The organism is Pseudaeromonas sp. HNCC25DJ180 (assembly GCF_055413345.1).
This window is the reverse complement of record NZ_JBVAYF010000005.1, coordinates 231,881-252,612: the sequence shown is the minus strand read 5'-3', so window position 1 is coordinate 252,612 and position 20,732 is coordinate 231,881. Positions and strand designations below refer to the sequence as shown.

Below are 20,732 nucleotides of genomic sequence, written 5' to 3'. Positions count from 1 at the left end.
AGGTTGTGACGGGTTTGTTCGAGCTCATGATTGATAAGGGAAAACTCGTCGCTGCCATAGGTGTGAATACGGTGATCCAGTACCCGCTCGGAGATGCGTTGCAGGCCCTGTAGCGATTGGTTGACCTGCTTGCGGATAGTGCGAGTCAGTAGTTGGACCAATGCCATCAGTAGGGCGAGGATCACCACCATCTGCTGGGTACTGCTCCAGAGGTACTGCTTGAAGGCGGTATCGGCACTATCCAGATAGATACCGGCACCGAGCACATAGTTACCGACCGGTATCAGATAGCTGGCTTTTTCCACTCGGCTTTGGCTGCCCGGTTTCGGGAAATCGTAGTGGATAAGTTGTGGTTGTTGCTCGGCAATCACATCGGTAAAGGTATCTGCCAGATAGCGTCCTGTCTCTTTGATCGTGGTGCGGGATACCGGTTTGCCCTCTTTGCTCGGGTCGGGAGAGAAACTGACAAAGCGACCCTCATTATCGACCAAAAAGAGATAACCGCTCTGGTTTTCACCCCAGCGTGCATTGTCCAGCAGTTGGTGGCTTTGTTGCAAAAAGGCTTCCGGCGTCAGCTCTTTTTGCATGGCTGCCAGCGTATTGGCGTAACTTTCTACCTGCGATTGGAGCCCCTCTTCGAGCGCACTCTTCACACTCTCTTTTGCGGCATTAGCATTGAGCAGAGCCCCGACTAGGCTCAGTACCAGCATCAGCAGCATAAGTAGATTCATCTTGGTTGCCAGGCTCAGGCGCGCCAGAGTGCGCATGGTCCTTGATGGACCCTGAGTTGGAACATTCTCGCTACATGTTGGTGATAACATCACACCATCCATAATTTATCTCACCCATAGATTAAACACTCAAATCGAGCGAGCGGATTTTAGACAGTGGTCCGATCAGAATACAATCTAATTCTGTGCATATATCACACTAATTACCTATGGCGTTTATTGACATTTCAACTTCATTTCCTGTTGGAGCTCTTTTGGTTGGCAATGGGATTCTTTTGGTGAGGGTTAATGTTTTAAACGATCGTGTGTCAATGCGGCGGGGATGAATAGCGAGATGACGTGTCGGTTGGGTGTCAGCAGTGGCCCATTAACGGCGAGTTAACAACTAGGTGGGGTGGGGGAGGCTGAAATGAAAAAACCGGGCGATTCGCCCGGCTTCACTTGAGGTTTATGCTTGGCCTCGCCACTCGAGGATGCGATGCCGCAGGCCTTCGGCATCCAGTCCCAGCTCGCGGTACATCTCCTCCTGGCTGCCCTGCTCGATGAAGCGATCGGGTAGTCCCAGCGCCAGCAGTGGCTTTTGCAGGCCATGGCGTTGCAGGGCTTCCCCTACCGCAGAGCCGGCTCCGCCCATCAGCGCGCCATCTTCCAGGGTGACCAAGGCATCATGGCTGGCGGCCAGTTCAGCCAACAGCGCTTCATCCAGGGGTTTGACAAAGCGCATGTCAACGACGGTGGCGTCCAGGGTTTCGGCGGCTGTGAGGGCATATTTAAGCAGCGGACCAAAACAGAGCAGCGCCAACTTCTGGCCCTGACGTACGACCTTGCCCTTGCCTATGGGCAGGCTACTCATAGTCTGCTCCGGGGGAATGCCGGTACCACTACCACGCGGATAACGCACTGCCGCCGGGGCGCCTAACTGATAGCCGGTATAGAGCATCTGCCGACACTCATTCTCATCGGAGGGGACCATGATGGTGAGGTTGGGCACGGTGCGCATAAAGGCGATGTCGAAGGCGCCTTGATGGGTGGGGCCATCGGCACCGACTATGCCTGCTCTATCTATGGCAAAGAGCACAGGCAAATTCTGCAGCGCCACATCATGGATCAGTTGATCGTAGGCGCGCTGCAGAAAGCTGGAGTAGATGGCCACCACGGGTTTTTGTCCACCAATGGCTAATCCGGCTGCCAGGGTCACCGCATGCTGCTCGGCAATGGCGACATCGAAGTAGCGATCCGGGTATTGCTGCGAGAAGGCGACCATGCCGGAGCCTTCGCGCATGGCGGGGGTGATGCCGACGAGCTTCTCATCCTGGGCCGCCATGTCGCATAACCACTGGCCGAAGATGGTCGAGAAGCCAGGCTTACCGCCCGAGCTCTTGGGCAGGCAGTCATCATCCGGGTTGAACTTGGGCACACCGTGATATCCGATAGGGTCCTTCTCGGCGGGCTCGTAGCCCTTACCCTTCTTGGTCATCACATGGAGCAGCTGCGGCCCCTTGAGTTGACGCATGTTGCGCAGTGTGGTGATGAGGGCATTGACATCGTGACCATCGATGGGACCGATATAGTTGAAACCAAACTCTTCGAACAGGGTGCCGGGGATCACCATGCCCTTCAAATGCTCCTCGGCGCGGCGCGCCAGCTCCTTGACCGGCGGCAGGCCGGAGAGCACTTTCTTGCCCCCTTCGCGTATGGTGGTGTAGAGCTGGCCTGAGAGCCAGCGGGCGAGATGATTGTTTAGCGCCCCCACGTTCTCGGAGATGGACATCTCGTTGTCATTGAGGATCACCAGCAGATCTTCATGCAGATCCCCGGCATGGTTGAGTGCTTCGAAGGCCATGCCGGCGGTCAAGGCACCGTCGCCAATGATGGCTACCGCTTTGCGTCCCTTGCCCTCTTTCTTGGCGGCTATGGCCATGCCCAATGCCGCGCCAATGGAGGTGCTGGAGTGGCCGACCGAGAGGGCGTCGTACTCGCTCTCTTCACGCCAGGGAAAGGGGTGCAAACCATCCTTCTGGCGTATGCTCTGCATGCGCTCCCTGCGTCCGGTCAGGATCTTGTGCGGGTAGGCCTGGTGGCCCACATCCCAGACCAGGCGATCAAACGGGGTCTGGTAAACATAGTGCAGGGCGACAGTGAGCTCGACCACGCCAAGGCCGGAGGCCAGGTGACCACTGCTGCGGCTGACCGAGCGCAGCAGGTAGCGGCGCAGTTCGTCGCACAGGAGGTTCAGACGTTCCTGGGGCAGTTGGCGCAACTCATCTGGCGTATTGGCCAGAGCCAGGGTCGGATAATGGGCTATATCAAGACTCATCGGTTACTTCTATTCGCGTTCAATAGGTACGCTCGACAATATAGTCGGCGAAGGCTCGCAAGAGGTGCGTATTGTAGGGCAAAGGCGCCAGCGCGGCTAATGCCTGACGGTGCAGGGCGTGGGCCAGATGCTTGGCATCTTCAAGCCCCAGCAGTGCCGGATAGGTGCTCTTCTCCAGCGCCAGATCCGAGCCTTGGGGCTTACCCAGGGTGGCGGTGTCACCTATGATGTCGAGAATGTCGTCCTGCACCTGGAAGGCTAGACCAATGGCCGCAGCATACTGTTGCAGGGCCGCCAGCTGTTCGCCCTGGAGTTGATGGTGGCAGAGGGCGCCCAGGGTGACGGCGCATTCGATGAGCGCACCTGTCTTGTGGCGGTGGATCTGCTCCAGGGCTTCCAGCCCCACCTTCTGCCCTTCGGCCGCTAAGTCCAGGGCCTGACCGCCACACATGCCAGCGTAGCCTGAGGCGCGAGCCAGTTGGCTCAGCATCTGGATCTGGTTGCGCGCCAGGGCTGAGGGCAGGGGATGGTCGGCCAGTATGCTGAAGGCCAGCGTCTGCAGGGCATCCCCGGCCAGAATGGCGGTGGCTTCATCGAAGGCCTTGTGCACGGTCGGGTGGCCGCGGCGCAGGTCATCATCATCCATGGCGGGGAGATCATCGTGGATCAGCGAGTAGGCGTGAATGCACTCTATGGCGGCCGCCGGGCCATCCAGCAACTCATCCGCCACGCCCAGCATGTTGCCGGTGGCGTAGACCAGGAAGGGGCGCACGCGCTTGCCACCCAATAGCAGGCCATGGCGCATGGCGGCTTTCAGATTCGGGGCAACATCACTCAGGGCATCAATATGCTGCTGTAACAGCCCATCTATGCGTTGCCGGTAGTGATGTGAAAAGGCATCCAGCGTCACTTATTCCTCTCCTTGGGTGGTAGTGAAGGGGGCCAGGCGCTCCTCGCCCTGTTCCGCCAACAAGATCTGTACCTTCTGCTCGGCCTGGTTCAGCTTCTGCTGACCGGCGCGTACCAGTTGGACGCCGCGCTCAAACTGTTTGAGGGCCTCCTCCAGCGGCAGCTCGCCCTGCTCCATCTGCTGGACTATGGTTTCCAGCTCATCCAGGGTGGCATCAAAAGTGAGGGCATCGACGCGTTTGCCGGCCATGGTGTCCTTCCTCGGTATCGGGGGCCATATTGTCGACATCTTAACATCTCTGCCGCCAATGGGGGAGCAAGCCGTGCCTTGGCTCGTGAGCTGAGCGGCTGGCCGGCTGATTTTTGTCCCCTATGCGCAATTAAGCAGATCTAAATCACACGCAAATTTTGGTCTTGCCCTCGGCTTGGGTATAATTCGCCGCCAAGCAGAGGTCGGGGTCCCCCCTGGACTCCTGGCTTCGGTCTCTGGCCCGGTTTTATCTGGTGTCAGGCCCTCCCTTCTGTGGTTAACAAGAGCGTTCGTTATGAAATTTATCATCAAGCTATTCCCTGAAATCACCATCAAGAGCAAGTCTGTGCGCCAGCGCATGACCAAGGTGTTACAGGGCAATGTCCGCAACGTGTTGCGCCGTGTCGATCCGCTGGTGCGTGTTCGTATGGATTGGGACAAGCTGGTGGTCACGTGTGACAACGAAACGCCCGCCACCCGCGAGGCGATGATCCAGATACTGGGTTGTACTCCCGGCATTCAGGCGTTCCTCGAGGTGCAGGAGTCCCGTTATAGCGATATCCACGAGATTTATACCCGCACTGCCGCCGTGTATGGCGACCAACTGGCAGGCAAGAGCTTCTGTGTCCGGGTCAAGCGCCATGGCAAGCAGCCGTTCACCTCCATCGAGGTGGAGCGCTATGTGGGTGGCGGCCTGAATCAGAACCATGTGACCGGCGGCGTGCGGCTGAAGAACCCGGATCTGCAGATCAATCTGGAGATAGAGGACGACAAACTCTACCTTATCACCGCCATTTACCCCGGTTTGGGTGGTTATCCGCTCTCCACCCAGGAGGATGTGCTTAGCCTCATCTCGGGTGGTTTTGACTCGGGGGTCTCCTCCTATCAGTTCATCAAGCGCGGTTGCCGGGTGCACTACTGCTTCTTCAACTTGGGTGGTGCCGCCCACGAGGTGGGGGTCAAGCAGGTGGCCTATTACCTGTGGAACAAGTTTGGCTCCTCCCACAAGGTGAAGTTTCTGGCCGTGCCTTTCGAGCCCATAGTGGCCGAGATCCTGGAGAAGATCGACAACGGCCATATGGGTGTGGTGCTCAAGCGCATGATGATGCGGGTGGCCTCCCAGTTGGCCGAGAGCATGGGCGTCGAAGCCCTGGTAACCGGTGAGAGCCTGGGCCAGGTCTCCAGCCAGACCCTGACCAACCTGTCGGTCATCGATCGGGTCACCGAGACCCTGATCCTGCGTCCGCTCATCGTCAGTGACAAGCAGGATATTATTGATTCAGCTCGCCGCATCGGTACCCTGGAGTTCGCCGAGACCATACCCGAGTATTGCGGCGTCATCTCCAACAAGCCTACCGTCAAGGCGCGGATGGACAAGGTGCTGGAGGAGGAAGCCAAGTTCGACTTCGCCATTCTGGAGCGGGTGGTGAGTGAGACGCGCTGGATGGATATCCGGGTCATAGCCGAGGAGACCCGCGAGCAGGTACAAGAGGTGGAGACGGTGCAGGCGTTGGCGGCCGGTGAGGTGATACTGGATATCCGCTCACCGGATGAACACGAGGAGCGGCCGTTTAGCGTCGAGGGTCATGAGGTGCGTCATCTGCCCTTCTACAAACTGGCTACCCAGTTTGGTGACCTGGATCAGTCCCAAAGCTACCTGCTCTACTGCGATCGCGGCGTGATGAGCAAGCTGCAAGCGCTGTATCTCAAGGAGCAGGGCTTTAATAACGTCAAGGTGTATCGCCAGGCGTGAGAAGCTAGCTGGATGAGTCAACACAACGGGCCCGATAGGGCCCTTTGTGTTCGTGGTGTGTATTCAACAGCCTATGTTAGACCAACAGACCGGCGGCGACCTTCTGGGCCAGCGTGGGGCCTTCTAGCACCCGGACGGCGGCGAGGGCGAAGGCCACGGCTGTGCCGGGTCCCTGGCTGGTGATGAGGTGCTCGGCTTCATCGACCACCACGGCTTGCGCCACATAGTTGACGAGCTGGCCCTCGGTGCCGGGGTAGCCTGTTACTTTGGCGGAGCCAAGCAGGTCATGGTGGGCCAGTACCACGGCGGGGGTGGCGCAGATGGCGGCGCGCCAGGCACCACGAGCGCGCTGGGCTTTGAGCATCTCGATGAGCTGCGGCGTGTCACGCAGGTACTCGGCACCGGGTAGCCCGCCAGGCAGCAGGATGAGATCAAACTGCTCCCGGGCCACACTCTCCAGCAGCACATCGGCCACCAGTTTGACGCCGCGGGAGGCGGTGACTTGCAGGCGGCCATGTGGACAGACAGAGGCGACCGTGACCTTGACCCCCCCGCGCACCAAAACATCGATACTGGCTACGGCTTCCAGCTCTTCACAGCCGGGGGCGATGACGACGAGGGCGTGTTTACTCATGGGAGTGCTCCTTGGCTTTGATGGCATGATATAGCTGTTGTTGTAGTGGCAATGGAATGCCCAGCGGCAGAGCCTGACGTAACAGATAGCCGCACATGTAGTCGATCTCGGTGGGGCGCTGGTGGGCCAGATCCTGCTGCATGGAGGAGTAGTTCTCGGCGGTGAGGCGGGCCACCTGCAGCACCTTCTCAACCCAGACTTCTTCACTCTGGGGCAAGCCCTGGCGCAGCAGCAGGGGCTGCAGTTCGTGACATAAGGCCTCGATCTCCTCCCGGCGTGCCAGCAAAGCGCCATTCTGCTCGCCGCTTAAGGCAGTCAGAGGGTTGATGATGCTGTTGATCACCAGCTTTTCCCACTGCTTGAGATGGATTTCACTGCTCCAGCCGGCGTGGGGCAGTGCCTGTGCCAGTACGTCAGCCAGGAAGGCATAGCCTTGAGCTGCATCGTTGCCTGGGCCTATCCAGGTTTCGCCGGGGCCGGTATGGCAAAACTCATCGACCCCCAGGCGCAGGGCGCCGTTGCTGGTAATGCCGAGCAGCAGGGGGTTCTCGGGAAAGGCACGCTGCACCCACTCTTGGGTGCCCATGCCATTGTGTAGTAGCAGTATGGGCGTGTGGCTGGGCAGGCGACCAATCAGTGGCTCCAGGGCCGGTTGTACCTGGTAGGCCTTGGTGGTCACCAGCAGCAGAGTGATGTTGTCGGCATCCTTGGGTTGCAGGAAGTCGGGTTCGAAGCGATAGCCGTGATCATCAAGATCCCACAGTTGCAACTGCAGGGGCAGGCGCACGGCACCGCCATCGGTGCGCAACAGGCTGATCTGATGGCCAGCTTTGGCGAGTAGCCCGGCCAGCACTCCCCCCAGGGCGCCACAACCAAGCAGGGTCCAGTGTTTCATCTGAGTTGCTCCCATTTGCGATACCCTTGGCGCAGTAGCAGGTAGGTGGCGACGCCTGCCAGATCCGCCAGCCAGTCGAACAGGCTGGCTGTATGCCGGGTGCCTATCTGCAACACTTCAATGAGCAGGCCGAAGGCCAGTACCCAGGCGACTTTATGCCACAACTTGCCGGGGAGGGCCTGTTCGCTGATGGCCAGCAGCAGGCCAAATGCCAGGCTATGCACCCACTTATCCATGTTAGATACATAATCGGGAATAGCAAAGGGGCCCAGCCCGCGCCAGAGCATCAGGGCGCAGATCAGTAGCAGCAGTAGACGAGCAAGACGAGGCGACATGGCAGACTCTTATGTGACTATTGGCGGGATTCTAGCAGAGAGAGTCATTCAGTGTGGCCCCCTTCTTATGCTAGATTATGGCCTTTTGTTGGGATAGACAGGAAGCACACCATGCCCTCTTTTGACATTGTCTCTGAAGTATCCATGAACGAGATGCAGAATGCGGTGGAGAATGCCAATCGCGAACTGCAGACCCGTTTCGATTTCCGCGGCGTTGAAGCCTCTTTCGAGTTTACCAAAGAGTCTATCAAGATGGCCGCCGATGCCGAGTTTCAACTCAAGCAAATGGAAGACATACTGCGCGACAAGGTACTCAAGCGCAACATTGATGCGAGCTCTCTGGATTTCGCCGAAGTGGTCCACTCCGGTCGGCGTTATTCGCAAGAGGTGAAAATTAAGGAAGGGATCGAGACCGAGATGGCCAAGAAGCTGGTCAAGCTTATCAAGGAGGCCAAACTCAAGGTACAGGCTGCCATTCAGGGCGACGAAGTGCGGGTGACCGGCAAGAAGCGGGATGATCTGCAGGAGGCGATGGCGCTGGTCCGTGGTGCCGATCTGGGTCAGCCCTTCCAGTTCACCAACTTCCGCGACTAAGCCTGTCAGTGGTTAACATCCAAAACGGAGCCAAGCGCTCCGTTTTTTTATCAGGCGCGCCCTGCTCTGGCCGCTGTTGTGCCCGCGCTTTCCTGTGCCCTGTCATGGCACAGTGACAGCCCATAGGGTATGGTAGCCGCTCCTTTTTGTTACCTTGTTATCCGTTATGAGTGATAAACCCTGGCTCGCGCTGCTGCTCTCCCGTCGCATGTTGATCTGTCTCTTCACCGGCTTCAGCTCCGGTCTGCCACTCTACTTGTTGCTGAACCTGGTACCAGCCTGGCTCAAGAGCGAGGGGGTGGATATCAAGGCCATAGGCCTGTTGGCGCTCATCCAGTTTCCCTACACCTGGAAGTTTATCTGGGCGCCACTGATGGATCGTTTCACCGTGCTGCCGCTGGGGCGGCGTCGCGGCTGGATGTTGCTCTGCCAGCTCATTTTGCTCTGCTCGATTGCCGGTATGGGGTTGCTCGACCCAGGCGGAGAATTCTGGAGCATAGCCGCCCTGGCGGGTTGCGTGGCCTTCTTTAGCGCCAGTCAAGACATAGTGCTGGATGCCTTTCGGCGCGAGATATTGAGTGATGAACAGCTGGGGTTGGGGACGTCGCTGCATGTGAATGCCTATCGTATCGCCGGACTGGTGCCGGGAGCGCTCGCCTTGATCCTGGCCGACCATCTGCCCTGGGCCCAGGTTTTTTTCATCACGGCGCTCTTCATGTTGCCCGGGGTGGCACTCACTCTGCTGGTGAAGGAGCCGCAACTGGTGCGGGTGCCGCAAACCCTGCGCGAGGCGGTGGTCGAGCCGTTTCATGAGTTTATGACCCGGCAAGGGTGGCGCAGTGCGCTGCTGATACTGCTATTTCTCTTTCTCTACAAGCTGGGGGACAGCATGGCCACGGCGCTGGCCACCCCCTTCTATCTGGATCTGGGCTTCAGCAAGACCGACATCGGCATCATAGCCAAGAATGCCGGATTGTGGGCCAGTGTGCTGGGGGGGCTGCTGGGGGGTATCTGGATGATCAGCTTGGGGATCAACCGGGCGCTCTGGCTGTTTGGCCTGGTGCAACTGGGGTCGATCCTGGGGTTTGTCTGGTTGAGTGGTTTGACGCCCAGCCTCTGGGCGCTGGGGCTGGTGATTGGGTTTGAAGCGCTGGGGGTCGGGCTGGGTACTGCTGCCTTTACCGCCTTTATCGCCCGCACTACGGATCCGCGCTATACCGCCACCCAGTTTGCGCTCTTCACCTCACTGGCTGCGGTGCCGCGTACCGTGGTGAATGCCAGCACCGGCTATCTGGTGGCGGCCCTGGGGTGGCAACATTTCTTCTGGCTCTGCACCCTGTTGGCCGTGCCGGGTATGGTGTTGTTGCTGAAGGTGGCGCCCTGGCATGACAAGAGCCCAGTCAGCAGTAGTCAAACCTAGCCCAGTCTCTTCTCCCAATAAAAACAGCCCGCACTTGCGGGCTGTTTTTATTGGTTAACCCAATGGCTAGGGCAGCAGCGTCACTTGCTTGAGCAGTATGGGTTGCTGCGGCACGTCATCGGCTTGCAGGTCAGGGTTAAAACCAGTTGGTTGGGCGGCAATTTTATCCAGCACCTCGATGCCGCTCACCACCTTACCAAACACAGTGTATCCCCAGTTGACTCCGCCATCCAGGGCCTCGTTGTTCTTCAGGTTGAAGTAGAACTGGCGGGTGGCACTGTGCGGATCGCCGGTGCGCGCCATGGCCAGGGTGCCGCGGCTGTTGCTCAGGCCATTCTTGGACTCATTCTCCACGGCCGGATAGTTGGGCAGCGACGTGAAGTGGCTGTCATAGCCGCCCCCTTGCACCACGAAACCGGGGATCACCCGATGAAACAGGGTGCCCTGATAGCTGCCATCCTTGACGTACTTGAGGAAGTTCGCCACCGTCTTCGGTGCCTTGGCGCTATCGAGCTCCACCACCAGCTTGCCGTAGCTGGTCTCCATCTCGACTCGCACCACTTTGGCGGCGGGCGCCACGGTCTGCGCCTGCGGCGCGGCCAGAACCAGAGTTGGCAGCAGGGCCAACATAGCTAACCATGATTTCATCAGTTACCGCTCCGAATGTAGTTGCGAACCTGGCTGTCACCCAGCATCTCGTTGAGCAGAGTCGCGATCTGCTCGTTCAGCATCACTTCTATGTCGCCGGTATCCGGCAGGGTCGCTGTCTCCTGCATGGCTGACTTGCGATACTCCTTGGTGATGTGGGAACCATTGTGCTCGGCATTGAGTTTGACGCGGATAGCGATCCGGGTCTTGTAGACCAAGCCCGGCTTGGTCACCTCGGCCTGCAACTGCTCTATGCCCAGGGTCAGGTGGTTTTCCGCATCATTGGTGATGATGGCTCCCTGCTTGGCATACCCCTTGGCCAGACGATCGGCCAGCAGAGTGGCGGGCGCCACATTGTTGGGGATCAGCACCTCAGGCTTGCCGCTGAGCTTGATCTTGATGATCTGGCTACCAACCCGGGCATCATTGCTATCCACTTTGATGCGGGTGCCCTGAGGCAGTATGTTGTCTGGCTGATCGTTGAGAATGGGGTTCAGGCTGGCCGACTCGGGCCAGGTGGTGCTGCAGCCACTCAGAGCGAGGGCGAGCAGGGCAAACAGTAGTGGTTTCATAACAGCTCCCTAAGATTTTATGGCTCGTAAAATAACAAATTTTTGGTTGTTGGCGATAGTTTGTACCTGGCCAAAGAGTCGCGGTAACTTGCTGTGGTAGCCCAGATGGCGATTGCCGACTATCCACAGTTCACCTCCTGAAACCAGACAGCGTTTGGCATCGCAAAACATCTGCCAGGCCAGATCATCAGTGAGGGTGTGTTGCTGGTGGAAGGGGGGGTTGCACAGCACGGCTTGCAGCGACTCATCCGGTTGCTGCTCCAGGGCATTACCCAGCATAAAATCACAGCGTCCCAGATCCTGGGGCCGGTTATGGGCCACATTCTGCCGACTGGAGGCGATGGCCATATGGGATTCATCGACGAAGAGCAGCCTGGCCTCCGGATTTTGTGCCAGTGCCGTCAAGCCAATCACGCCGTTGCCACAGCCCAGATCGGCTAGGGTGCCCGTCAGCTGGGAGGGCAGATGCTGCATGAAGAAGCGGGCACCAATGTCCAGGCTGCCACGGGAGAAGAGATTGGCATGGTTGCTGATGAGATAGCCATTCTGCTCCTCCTGCCAGCAGGTAGGATAGGGATTTTCTGGTGCCCCAGGTTTGCTCACGCTACAGAAGATGAGCCGGGCCTTTTTCCAGGCCAACGAGGTGCGAGTAGGGCCGAGGATGCGCTCAAACAGCTGCAGGGTAGAGCTGTGAATATCCCGGCTCTTGGCGCCCGCCAGGATCAGGGTCTGCTCGGTGACCACCTCACGCAGTTGCAGCAGTTGTTGCTCCAGCAGGGCCAGGGTCTTGGGGATCTTGATCAGCACCACAGCGGGATGCTCCGGCAAGGGCGCGAGCACATCTTGCTGCGTGACCCGCTCGGCGGCCAGTTCATTCCTGGCCAGGTTGCGGCGGCTTGCCTCCTGCGCCAAAAAGGAGTCGCTGACAGAGAAGGGGTGACGTTCGTGTAATGCGCAGGCCAGGGCACCGAAGCCATCGTTGAAAATGAGCACAGGGCCAGAGGCCAAGGGCAAGCGCGCTTCCTGTTCGGCCAACTGCTGTAGTAGAAACTCATCTGCCGCTTCCCAGGCCTGGAGGCTGGCATCCAGGGTGGTTGGGTAGCGCTCCAGGGTGAGGGCATGGCCTCCCAACTCGATTTGACTCATGGTGCTGTTAATTGCCTAGGCTGCGATTAGAATGGCGCTATTCTACCTGCCCGCAGGTGATTCACCAATCTATGCCCATATGAGGCTAGGCTCACCCTGCCCGTCTGGTCAGCCAGAAGTACCAGAGTACCATTGAGGAGAAGATGATGACCATGCAACAGCAGATCGAGCTGAAATTGCAGCAGGTGTTTGCCCCCACTCATCTGGAGGTGCGTAATGAAAGCCATATGCACCGTACCGAGCCCGGCGCCGAGAGTCACTTCAAGGTAGTGCTGGTCAGTGAGCGCTTTACCGGGCAGCGGCTATTGGCGCGCCACCGGGAGGTCAATGGCGTGTTGGCGGAGGAGCTGGCCGGCGCCATCCATGCGCTGGCGCTGCATACCTATACCCCCGAAGAGTGGCTGCTGCAGGGCGCCGCGCCGCGCACCCCCTCCTGTGTGGGCAAGCCAGAATAAGATGGTAAGGTTTGCCGTTTACGGCCTCGCTCTGGGGCTCTGGCTACCCTTATTGGCACAGGCTGACACCCTGCTGATGGCCAATGGCGATCGCTATTCAGGCAGGGTCAGCCAGCAGGGCGATAGGCTGCTGATCGCGCTGGATTATGGTGGCAATCTGAGCCTGCCGCGCAGCGCCGTCAGTCAGTGGCAGCGCAGCAACAGGGCCGCTGCCCCCGACCAGGGCGCTGCGGTGTCGACCGTAACGGCCACGACAGCCGCAACGGTGGCCGTATCACCGGCGCTGGCCGACGCAGCTAAACCCGAGGCTACGGATCAGTGGAAACTGGGCGGTAATGGCGATCTGGATATGCGGCTAAAGCGCAACAGCAAGCAGACCAATAACTTCTTCTTCAAAGGCGATCTGGAGCTGGAGAATGCCAGTTGGCGTCATACTCTGGCGGGCGAGTACACCTATGAAACCTCCGATGATGTCACCAAGACCCATAAGTACAAGCTCGAACCCTCGGTGGATTACTTCTTCAATCACCAAGCGTTCTGGCGCAGCACCATCAGTTACAACTACGACCTGCTCTCCCCCATTTACCTGCAGCTCGATTATCTGACCGGTCCTGGCTATCGCTTCTGGAATGATGACAAGAAGAAACAGCGGCTGGAGCTGATTGCTCAGGGGGGCATAAGTTCGCTGAACTGGAGTGATGCGGCGCCAGCGCTGGTGCTGCTCTATGGTCACCATAGCGCCGGCTATCCGGTGGCGCGGCTGCAGTGGGATTACCGCCAGCCGCTGTTTGACAAACAGCTGGAGCTCTATAGCGAAGGAACTTACCAGAAATACCTGCACCAGGCTTCGTCCTACATCTACATCAATTGCTCCATTGATGGTTCGGTTGGTTTGCGTTACTACCTCAATGACCATCTGCGTATTGGTTTGTTCCAGGAGCTGGAGTGGGATGATGCTTGGCTGCAGGTCAATTCGATAAAGTATCCGCTCAATGAGAAGGAGTGGCGGCAGAAGATCAGTCTGGGCGCCCAGTTTTGAGCAGAACCCGACTTGAAAGAAGCGGCTCAAGCGGTTTGCTCAGTCACGCTGATGGTAAATGTAGACCTGAGTAAAAATGGCGACTCCCCTGATACAGAAGAGTCAGCAGGAGAGTCGATAGGCGAGTTAGCGTGAAGCAGAATAGTAGCTTAGACCCGCAGATCCAGCTGTTGCACAGTTCCCGCCTTGCCATCCTCTGTCAGATACAGGCCAGTCTGGCGCAGTACGGCGGGGCTTTGGCCTATTTGGCCATCTCCCTCGCTTGACGTGGTGGGATCCGCTGCCAAGTGCATAAACGGGGTGGCCGCGTTTTGCAAGAAGATGGCGCCTATCTGCTTGTCGCCCATCGTCAGCAGGGCCTCGCCGGGTCGGTAGAGGCGCAGTTCGGCAAACTGCTTGTCACCCTCGTCGAGCACGCCATTGCCATCCTGATCCAGGGCTGCCAGATCGGCAAAGCCATTGCCAGATTGCACACCAAATAGCTCGGTGCCGTTATCTATCTGGCCATTGTTGTTGCGATCCATGGCTAAAAAGGCGGAGCCTGCGGCCAGTTGCGGCAGCTCCTCCTGCTGGCCATCCCCCTCCAGATCGAAGCTGAACTTGCCCGAGGTGAAATCGGCGACCAGCCCATCCAGATTGAGCACCAGGGGGTCTTTCAAGGCGCCAGCCCGGGTGAGCCGATCGCTGGCGCTGACCAGTTGGTAATCCAGGGCAAAGCCCAGCTCCAGCTTGATCTCCCGACCATCGGCCGTGGTGACACTGCCATGGGCGGCAAATTTAAGTTGTTCCTGCTCCAGTTTGAGATCGGTGACGCGTACTGCGGCATTATCCTGTGGGTTGCCGCTGGCCTCCGGCGGCGCTTGCTGGGGCGTGGCGGCCCCACCATCGCTGGCTGGGGTACTGTCACCAGACGTTTGCATGGTTTTGGGCAAACTGATCTTGATGCCGGTGAGCGATTCGATCATCACCTTCATCAGGCGTAGCTGGTTGGGTAGGGAAAGCTCTTGCTGCTCTTCATCGGTCAGTTCATGGCTGGCGCCAGTGGCGGCCGGGTCGCTGCTCTTTTTCTCCGGAACCTCTTCTGACTTTATTCGCCCCAGGTTGAGCTTCATCTGTTGTTGCAGTTGTTTGCGATTGAGCTGGGTATCCCGCAGCAGCGCTTCGCTACCGGGATCGCTGGTTCGCTTGCCCAGGTTGGATGCGCTTTGGTTGCCGCGCCACTCTGCTTGGCTATAGCTCTCCTGGTTTAATGTCAGACTCTGCTCCTGCCCTGGCTGCAGTGTGCCGCCTAACTGTTTGACTTCGCGCTGTTGCAGAGTACGACTCTGATACTCGGCATTCAGATCCAGTTTTTGTTCTGTGATGCGCATGAGTGACTCCACAAATGATTTCTCCGGCTCTTAGGTTATCGGCACCGTTAGCCCAGGGTTTAACATCATTTACGCATAACAAAGAGGGCTGATAGATCAGCCCTCTCTAATTACCCTGTGAGTGCTTACTATCGCCAAGTGGGTGGCAGGCAGAGACCTGTGCCTGCCAAACCACAATACCCTCCGGGATTCTTGGCCAGATATTGCTGGTGGTAGGTTTCGGCAAAATAGAAGGGGGAGGCTTCGACTAACTCTGTGGTGATGGCTCGTGTGTCTCCGGCCTGGTTCATCACGTGTTGAAACGCCTGACGGGTGGCTTCTGCCTCAGCGGCTTGCGCCTTGGTGAGGGTAAAGATCATGGAGCGATACTGGGTGCCCACATCACCGCCCTGAGCCATGCCCTGGGCGGGATCATGTTGCTCCCAGAACAGTTTGAGCAACTCGCCATAGCTTAGCTGGCGCGGGTCAAACACCACCAGCACGCTTTCGGTGTGGCCCGTCATCCCAGAACACACCTCCTGATAGCTGGGGTTGGGGGTGGTGCCTCCCTGATAGCCGACGGCGGTCACGTAGACCCCGCTCTGCTGCCAGAACAGACGCTCCACGCCCCAGAAGCAGCCCATGGCAAAGTAGGCCCGCTCCAGGCCTGCCGGGTAGGGCGCCAGCATGCTGTGGCGGGAAACAAAGTGCAGCGGATTGAGTGGCATGGCCTCACTGCGGCCCGGCAGTGCCTCGGCCGGGCTAATCATCTGGGTCTGGCGCATGGGCGCTCCTCTGGTTCGATTCGGTTTAGATACCAAACCCTTCATTACGCAGCTGGGCGAAAGCCAGATCGGCGGCATGGAGGGTGGCATCGATCTCGGCGTCCCCGTGGGCTAACGAGAGAAACCCCGCCTCGTAGGCACTGGGAGCCAGATAAATACCCTCTTCGAGCATCAGGTGGTAGAAACGTTTGAAGGCAGCCAGATCGCAACGGCTCAGCTGTTCGAAGCGCGTAATGACGGGCTCTTTGGTGAAGAAGAAGCCGAACATGCCACCGACCTGGGTGATCGTCAGAGGGATGGCGTTGCGCTCGGCCGCGAGCTTGAGCCCCTCCGCGACCCGGCGGCTCTTGTCATTGAGAGCCTCATAGATACCGGGTGCCTGGATGGCTTTTAACATGGCAAGCCCGGCGGCCATGGCCACCGGATTACCGGAGAGGGTACCCGCCTGGTAAACCGGGCCGACCGGCGCCAGATGTTCCATCACATCCCGACGCCCGCCAAAGGCGCCCACCGGCATGCCGCCGCCGATGATCTTGCCCAGTGTGGTCAGATCCGGTTGGATGCCATAGTAGCCCTGAGCCCCTTGCAGGCTGACGCGAAAGCCGGTCATCACCTCATCAAAAATGAGTAGTGCGCCGAACTCATCACACAGGGCGCGCAACCCTTCCAGGAAGCCGGGCTCGGGGGGAATACAGTTCATGTTGCCCGCCACTGGCTCCACTATGATGCAGGCGATCTCGTCTGGATACTGGGTGAAGGCACTGCGTACCGACTCCAGATCGTTATAGATGCAGGTGAGGGTGTGTTTGACAAAATCGGCGGGCACCCCAGGTGAGTTGGGCTGCCCCAGGGTGAGGGCACCCGAGCCGGCCTTGACCAGCAGGGCATCGGCATGACCGTGGTAGCACCCTTCAAACTTGATAAACTTGTCGCGACCGGTGAAACCACGAGCCAGGCGAATGGCACTCATGGTCGCCTCTGTGCCCGAGTTGACCATGCGGCTCATCTCCATGGTGGGCAGCAGGCTATGCAGGGTTTCCGCCATCTCCACCTCCACGGCGGTGGGGGCGCCGAAACTCAACCCCTTTTCGACCGCTGCCAGTACGGCGGCCTTGATGGCGGGGTGGTTATGCCCTAGCAGCATGGGGCCCCAGGAGCCGATGTAGTCCACATAGGCTTTGCCATCCACATCATAGAGATAGGCGCCATCAGCATGGTCGATGAAGCGCGGGGTGCCGCCCACGCCGTTGAAGGCGCGAACCGGTGAGTTGACGCCGCCCGGTATGGTATGGCGAGCCTGATCGAAGAGTTGGGCGGAGCGAAGATGTTGTTCTGTCATGGATGGGTCCTCAGCAATTGCGGTGCCTGGCAGGGGGGGCCCTGTCGTCATGACCGCCGGTGAACATGGCCGACTAATGATAATGACCGACTATAGCAAAAACCGCGGTCAGCAGATATCAGCCCCGTTGTCGGCCAGGTGTGAGTGGGGTATGGACTCAATTAGCCTAGCTGGCTTTTGGCCAGAGTCACAGCCGGGCCGCGTATTGGGATCTTTTCTACTTACCTGATGGCCTGTGGCGGTGAATACTTGAACTGTGAACTAGGGTATTGGATAATCCCGCTTAATTGTGTAAGAGAGGTCAACAATGAGCGAGATAGCCGAGGTTCAATTCCCCATCCAGATGACGGATGCGGCCGCCAACAAGGTCAAGAGCCTGATCACCGAGGAAGAAAACCCGGATCTCAAGCTGCGCGTCTATATTACAGGCGGCGGTTGCTCCGGTTTCCAATACGGTTTCACCTTCGATGAGAAGATCAATGAGGGGGATACCGTCATCGAGAAGAGTGGGGTCACCCTGGTCATCGATGGCATGAGCCTGCAATATCTGGTGGGTGGCAGCGTGGATTACATCGAAGGGCTCGAAGGCTCCCGCTTCCTGGTCACCAACCCGAACGCCACGGCTACCTGTGGCTGCGGCTCATCCTTCTCTATCTAGCTTGCCCGATCCAGCTTGCCACTCTGGCCAGCTGGCTCGGTAGCCCGGAGGCTCTATGTCTGCACTACCCCTGACCCATGATCTCAACCGCCTCGCTCTGTATATGCGCCCCTCCTGCCCCTATTGTGTACGCGTGACCGATTTTTGCCATGAGGCGAAGATTGAACTGGCGTGCCGCAACATAGCTGAAGGCGAACATCTGGAAGCCCTGATGGTGGGCGGTGGCAAGCGCCAGGTGCCCTGTCTGCGGATCCTGGATGGCCAGGGGCAGAGCCACTGGCTCTATGAGTCGCTGGATATTATCAGCTATCTCAAGCAGCAGTTTCCGGCGGTTTGAGTTAGCCCAAAACGAGAGAGGGCTGCAGCGAGGCCCTCTCTATATGCAAATCTCAACTTGTCATAGAAGTTTCTCGCATTTGTCATGTGACAAAACTGTCATAATTCCCTGCTATGCTGGCGCTCTAATTTTCCGGTGGAGCTGGACCATGCGTGCTGTCATTTCCCTGTCGTTCTTACTGTTTACCCTCTCATCCCTGGCGGCGACGCTGGAGCTGCGCGGCCCATTGCAGCTGCTGGCGACCACACCCGAGCAGTCGGTCGAGGAGAAGAGCCTGACTCTGGCTCCGGGTGAGCATCAGCTGCTGGTGCGCTATCTGGATGTGATCCCCTCGCGTAGCAACTCGGAAAATGATCAGGAGTTTCGCTCCGAGCCACAGGTGGTGCGCTTTACCGTCTCTGGCGACGAGAGCCTGACCCTGAGCGCCCCCGCCTTGAATAACCAGGCCGCCATGGAGCAATACGCCAAGCAGCCCAAGCTGGAGCTCAACGGCTTGGCCACCCCGGCGGTTCAGGATGTGTTGCCTGTGAAGGGGTTTATGTTGGGTGTGGATTATCAGGATCTGCTGGCCAACTATAACCGGGGAAGTGGCTCTGCCGTGTTAGCCAGCGGCGTTGCGGCCACTTCTACGACGGCAGCAACCGCCACGACTGCGACCGTCGCCACGACGGCGGTAGTTGCCGGGGCTAGCGCCGTGGCCGCGGCGAAACCTGCCCCATCGGCCCCGTCCACCACGGGCGCCAAGGAGCAGGCACTGCAGCAACTCTTCTTGCAAGCCACACCAGCTGAGCGCAAGCGTTTCATGAGCTGGGCGGTACAACAATTATAAGTAGGGACGGCAGGGTTTTTTTGCTTTGTTTGCCGGGGCAGGGCGAGTAAGCTCTGCCAACGAATCGCCTGCGAGAGCCTGACATGTCTGAACTGAGTGCTGCCTTTTCCCTTCATCCTACCCTGGCCGCTGACACTGTCTGGCTTGGGGATCTGCCCCTGAGTCGGGTGTTGCTGGCCCGGGAGAGCCGTTACCCCTGGATCATACTGGTGCCTCGGCGCGCCGGCATGCGGGAGTGGTACGAGCTGGAGGATGAGGCGGGTGTGCTGTTGGCCGAATCGTGTAGCATAGCGCGGATGATGCAGGTCTCCCTGATGCCGGATAAGCTCAACATAGCGGTGATAGGGAATGTGGTGGATCAGTTGCATCTGCACCATGTGGCGCGCTTCCATGAAGATGCGGCCTGGCCCAAGCCCATCTGGGGCTTGTTGCCAGCCAAGCATCACACGGATGACTCCCTGCAGGCGGCGGTGAAGCGCTGGCAACAGTGGTTGGCGGTCTTGCCCGAGTTCACCAAGGCGAGCTAGTGTTAGCGTCACCTTCCTTTTTATCGTCACAAAAAAGCCCCGCATAACTGCGGGGCTTTTTTGTGGCTCTCTTTTCGTGGCTGTTGTTGGCGCGGGTTAGCCCGCCGGACAGAGGCAGCCCAGTATGGCCTGACGGCTGGCGCCGGTGACCGCAGAGAGATTGCCGGCACGGCCATCCAGGAAGCTCTTGGCAAGCCAAGCGAAGGCGATGGCTTCAACCCAATCCGGGTGCAGCCCCAAGGCATCGGTAGAGTCCAGATGCCAACCAGGCAGCAGATCCATCAGCCGGTAGACCAGGGCATCGTTGTGTACGCCGCCGCCACAGATGAAGAGTTCCGGCGCCTTCACTCCGCTAGCCAGGGGCAGCAGGGCATCGCTAATGGAGCGGGCGGTGAATTCCAGTAGCGTGCGCTGGACATCCTCCAGGCGCATGGGGGGCCGCTCGGCGAGGAAGAGCTCCATCCAGGGCAGCGTGAAGGTTTCACGCCCCGTGCTCTTGGGGTGCGGCATGTGAAAGTAGGGGTGTCCCAGCAGGCGGTTCAACAGATCGCTGTTGACCCAACCACTGGCGGCCCAGGCGCCCTTGGGATCGTAATGGCCGCCTTTGTGCTTGCGATACCACTGATCCATCAGGGTATTACCGGGGCCGGTATCGAAGCCGAAGACCTGATCATCCGGGCCTGGCAGCACAGAGACATTGGCGATGCCGCCTATGTTGAGGATCATGCGCGGCCCCGTTTTGGAGCCGAACACCGCCTGATGGAAGGCGGGGACCAGGGGGGCGCCTTGGCCACCCAGGGCGACATCCTTGGCGCGAAAATCACAGATCACATCTATGCCGGTCTCCACCGCCAGGCGGGCGCCGTTGCCGATCTGCAGGGTGAAGCCCAGCTCGGGTCTATGACGTATGGTCTGGCCGTGGGAGCCGATGGCGCGGATCTGACTGGGGTGGTGGCCGGTTTTGGCCAGCAGGGCGCGCACCGCCCCGGCAAAATGGACGGCGACTATCTGATCCATCTCGCCCATGCGGTCAATTTCATTGGGGCCCGGGTTACACAGGGCATGCAGCCGGTTGGTCACCTTCACCGGCCAAGGATGGGCATGGCTGGCCAGCAGCTCGGGGCGCTCACCGTGAAAACGGACCAGTGCCGCATCTATGCCATCCATGCTGGTGCCGGACATCAGACCGATAAAGAGATCGCTCATGGCT

At 58.9% G+C, this 20,732-nt stretch carries 23 protein-coding genes; 9 read left to right on the top strand and 14 right to left on the bottom strand.

Annotation, left to right across the window (positions count from 1 at the left end; translation table 11 throughout):
* The 4 genes from ACZYTD_RS06775 to xseB form a co-directional block, all read right to left on the bottom strand.
* Nucleotides 1–767, bottom strand: a 767-nt coding sequence (locus ACZYTD_RS06775; RefSeq protein ID WP_463890535.1) for a cache domain-containing protein, incomplete at its 3' end; no start/stop codon positions are given.
* A gap of 412 nt (nt 768–1,179) precedes the next feature.
* Nucleotides 1,180–3,048, bottom strand: a complete 1,869-nt coding sequence (gene dxs / locus ACZYTD_RS06770; protein WP_463890533.1) for a 1-deoxy-D-xylulose-5-phosphate synthase — start codon at nt 3,046–3,048, stop codon at nt 1,180–1,182.
* A 19-nt stretch (nt 3,049–3,067) separates the two neighbouring features.
* Nucleotides 3,068–3,958: a (2E,6E)-farnesyl diphosphate synthase gene (gene ispA, locus ACZYTD_RS06765; RefSeq protein ID WP_463890531.1), complete on the bottom strand. Its 891-nt coding sequence runs from the start codon at nt 3,956–3,958 to the stop codon at nt 3,068–3,070.
* On the bottom strand, nt 3,959–4,207 hold the full coding sequence (gene xseB, locus ACZYTD_RS06760; RefSeq protein ID WP_463890529.1) for an exodeoxyribonuclease VII small subunit: 249 nt from the start codon (nt 4,205–4,207) through the stop codon (nt 3,959–3,961). It lies immediately after the preceding gene.
* A 295-nt stretch (nt 4,208–4,502) separates the two neighbouring features.
* Between xseB and thiI the strand changes: the two genes are divergently transcribed.
* Nucleotides 4,503–5,960 carry a tRNA uracil 4-sulfurtransferase ThiI gene (gene thiI, locus ACZYTD_RS06755; RefSeq protein WP_463890527.1) on the top strand — a complete coding sequence of 486 codons (1,458 nt, stop codon included), beginning with the start codon at nt 4,503–4,505 and terminating at the stop codon, nt 5,958–5,960.
* A 76-nt stretch (nt 5,961–6,036) separates the two neighbouring features.
* Here thiI and ACZYTD_RS06750 read toward each other — a convergent pair whose 3' ends face one another.
* The 3 genes from ACZYTD_RS06750 to ACZYTD_RS06740 are packed head-to-tail and all read right to left on the bottom strand — an operon-like array spanning nt 6,037 to nt 7,824.
* Nucleotides 6,037–6,594: a DJ-1 family glyoxalase III gene (locus ACZYTD_RS06750; RefSeq protein ID WP_463890525.1), complete on the bottom strand. Its 558-nt coding sequence runs from the start codon at nt 6,592–6,594 to the stop codon at nt 6,037–6,039.
* The gene (locus ACZYTD_RS06745) at nt 6,587–7,489 is read right to left on the bottom strand and encodes a ketopantoate reductase family protein (RefSeq protein WP_463890523.1); all 903 of its coding nucleotides are present in this window, start codon (nt 7,487–7,489) and stop codon (nt 6,587–6,589) included. Before ACZYTD_RS06745 ends, ACZYTD_RS06750 begins: the two co-directional genes overlap by 8 nt.
* Nucleotides 7,486–7,824 carry a VanZ family protein gene (locus ACZYTD_RS06740; RefSeq protein WP_463890521.1) on the bottom strand — a complete coding sequence of 113 codons (339 nt, stop codon included), beginning with the start codon at nt 7,822–7,824 and terminating at the stop codon, nt 7,486–7,488. Before ACZYTD_RS06740 ends, ACZYTD_RS06745 begins: the two co-directional genes overlap by 4 nt.
* A gap of 111 nt (nt 7,825–7,935) precedes the next feature.
* On the opposite strand from ACZYTD_RS06740, the gene ACZYTD_RS06735 reads away from it, so the two are divergent.
* Nucleotides 7,936–8,418 carry a YajQ family cyclic di-GMP-binding protein gene (locus tag ACZYTD_RS06735; protein ID WP_463890519.1) on the top strand — a complete coding sequence of 161 codons (483 nt, stop codon included), beginning with the start codon at nt 7,936–7,938 and terminating at the stop codon, nt 8,416–8,418.
* A gap of 166 nt (nt 8,419–8,584) precedes the next feature.
* Nucleotides 8,585–9,838, top strand: a complete 1,254-nt coding sequence (locus ACZYTD_RS06730) for an AmpG family muropeptide MFS transporter (protein WP_463890517.1) — start codon at nt 8,585–8,587, stop codon at nt 9,836–9,838.
* 66 nt (nt 9,839–9,904) lie between these two features.
* On the opposite strand, the gene ACZYTD_RS06725 is transcribed toward ACZYTD_RS06730, so the two are convergent.
* The 3 genes from ACZYTD_RS06725 to rlmG are packed head-to-tail and all read right to left on the bottom strand — an operon-like array spanning nt 9,905 to nt 12,204.
* The gene (locus ACZYTD_RS06725; RefSeq protein ID WP_463890515.1) at nt 9,905–10,486 is read right to left on the bottom strand and encodes a peptidylprolyl isomerase; all 582 of its coding nucleotides are present in this window, start codon (nt 10,484–10,486) and stop codon (nt 9,905–9,907) included.
* Nucleotides 10,486–11,058 carry a YajG family lipoprotein gene (locus ACZYTD_RS06720; RefSeq protein ID WP_463890513.1) on the bottom strand — a complete coding sequence of 191 codons (573 nt, stop codon included), beginning with the start codon at nt 11,056–11,058 and terminating at the stop codon, nt 10,486–10,488. The genes ACZYTD_RS06725 and ACZYTD_RS06720 overlap by 1 nt, the downstream gene beginning before the upstream one ends.
* 9 nt (nt 11,059–11,067) lie before the next feature.
* Nucleotides 11,068–12,204: a 23S rRNA (guanine(1835)-N(2))-methyltransferase RlmG gene (gene rlmG, locus ACZYTD_RS06715; protein ID WP_463890512.1), complete on the bottom strand. Its 1,137-nt coding sequence runs from the start codon at nt 12,202–12,204 to the stop codon at nt 11,068–11,070.
* A 146-nt stretch (nt 12,205–12,350) separates the two neighbouring features.
* Here rlmG and ACZYTD_RS06710 point away from each other — a divergent pair, with 146 nt between their 5' ends.
* Nucleotides 12,351–12,659 carry a BolA family protein gene (locus tag ACZYTD_RS06710; RefSeq protein WP_463890554.1) on the top strand — a complete coding sequence of 103 codons (309 nt, stop codon included), beginning with the start codon at nt 12,351–12,353 and terminating at the stop codon, nt 12,657–12,659.
* Between the two features lies 1 nt (nt 12,660).
* Entirely contained in the window at nt 12,661–13,698 is a 1,038-nt protein-coding gene (locus ACZYTD_RS06705; protein ID WP_463890510.1) for a DUF481 domain-containing protein, read from the top strand.
* A 149-nt stretch (nt 13,699–13,847) separates the two neighbouring features.
* On the opposite strand, the gene ACZYTD_RS06700 is transcribed toward ACZYTD_RS06705, so the two are convergent.
* The 3 genes from ACZYTD_RS06700 to hemL all read right to left on the bottom strand — a co-directional run bounded on the left by ACZYTD_RS06700 (nt 13,848) and on the right by hemL (nt 17,171).
* Complete coding sequence (locus ACZYTD_RS06700) at nt 13,848–15,068, bottom strand: hypothetical protein (protein ID WP_463890508.1); 1,221 nt, start codon at nt 15,066–15,068, stop codon at nt 13,848–13,850.
* A gap of 128 nt (nt 15,069–15,196) precedes the next feature.
* Nucleotides 15,197–15,832, bottom strand: a complete 636-nt coding sequence (gene msrA, locus ACZYTD_RS06695) for a peptide-methionine (S)-S-oxide reductase MsrA (RefSeq protein WP_463890507.1) — start codon at nt 15,830–15,832, stop codon at nt 15,197–15,199.
* 25 nt (nt 15,833–15,857) lie between these two features.
* Complete coding sequence (gene hemL, locus ACZYTD_RS06690; protein ID WP_463890505.1) at nt 15,858–17,171, bottom strand: glutamate-1-semialdehyde 2,1-aminomutase; 1,314 nt, start codon at nt 17,169–17,171, stop codon at nt 15,858–15,860.
* Between the two features lie 307 nt (nt 17,172–17,478).
* Here hemL and erpA point away from each other — a divergent pair, with 307 nt between their 5' ends.
* From erpA to ACZYTD_RS06670, 4 genes are all read left to right on the top strand, one after another.
* Nucleotides 17,479–17,829, top strand: a complete 351-nt coding sequence (gene erpA / locus ACZYTD_RS06685) for an iron-sulfur cluster insertion protein ErpA (RefSeq protein ID WP_463890503.1) — start codon at nt 17,479–17,481, stop codon at nt 17,827–17,829.
* A 55-nt stretch (nt 17,830–17,884) separates the two neighbouring features.
* Entirely contained in the window at nt 17,885–18,166 is a 282-nt protein-coding gene (locus ACZYTD_RS06680) for a glutaredoxin family protein (protein WP_463890501.1), read from the top strand.
* A gap of 148 nt (nt 18,167–18,314) precedes the next feature.
* Entirely contained in the window at nt 18,315–18,995 is a 681-nt protein-coding gene (locus ACZYTD_RS06675; RefSeq protein ID WP_463890499.1) for a DUF2057 domain-containing protein, read from the top strand.
* Nucleotides 18,996–19,078: 83 nt separating this feature from the next.
* Complete coding sequence (locus tag ACZYTD_RS06670; protein ID WP_463890497.1) at nt 19,079–19,522, top strand: HIT domain-containing protein; 444 nt, start codon at nt 19,079–19,081, stop codon at nt 19,520–19,522.
* A 96-nt stretch (nt 19,523–19,618) separates the two neighbouring features.
* Here the strand turns inward: ACZYTD_RS06670 and ACZYTD_RS06665 are convergent, their stop codons facing one another.
* Nucleotides 19,619–20,728 carry an anhydro-N-acetylmuramic acid kinase gene (locus tag ACZYTD_RS06665; protein WP_463890495.1) on the bottom strand — a complete coding sequence of 370 codons (1,110 nt, stop codon included), beginning with the start codon at nt 20,726–20,728 and terminating at the stop codon, nt 19,619–19,621.
* Between the last annotated feature and the right edge of the window lie 4 nt (nt 20,729–20,732).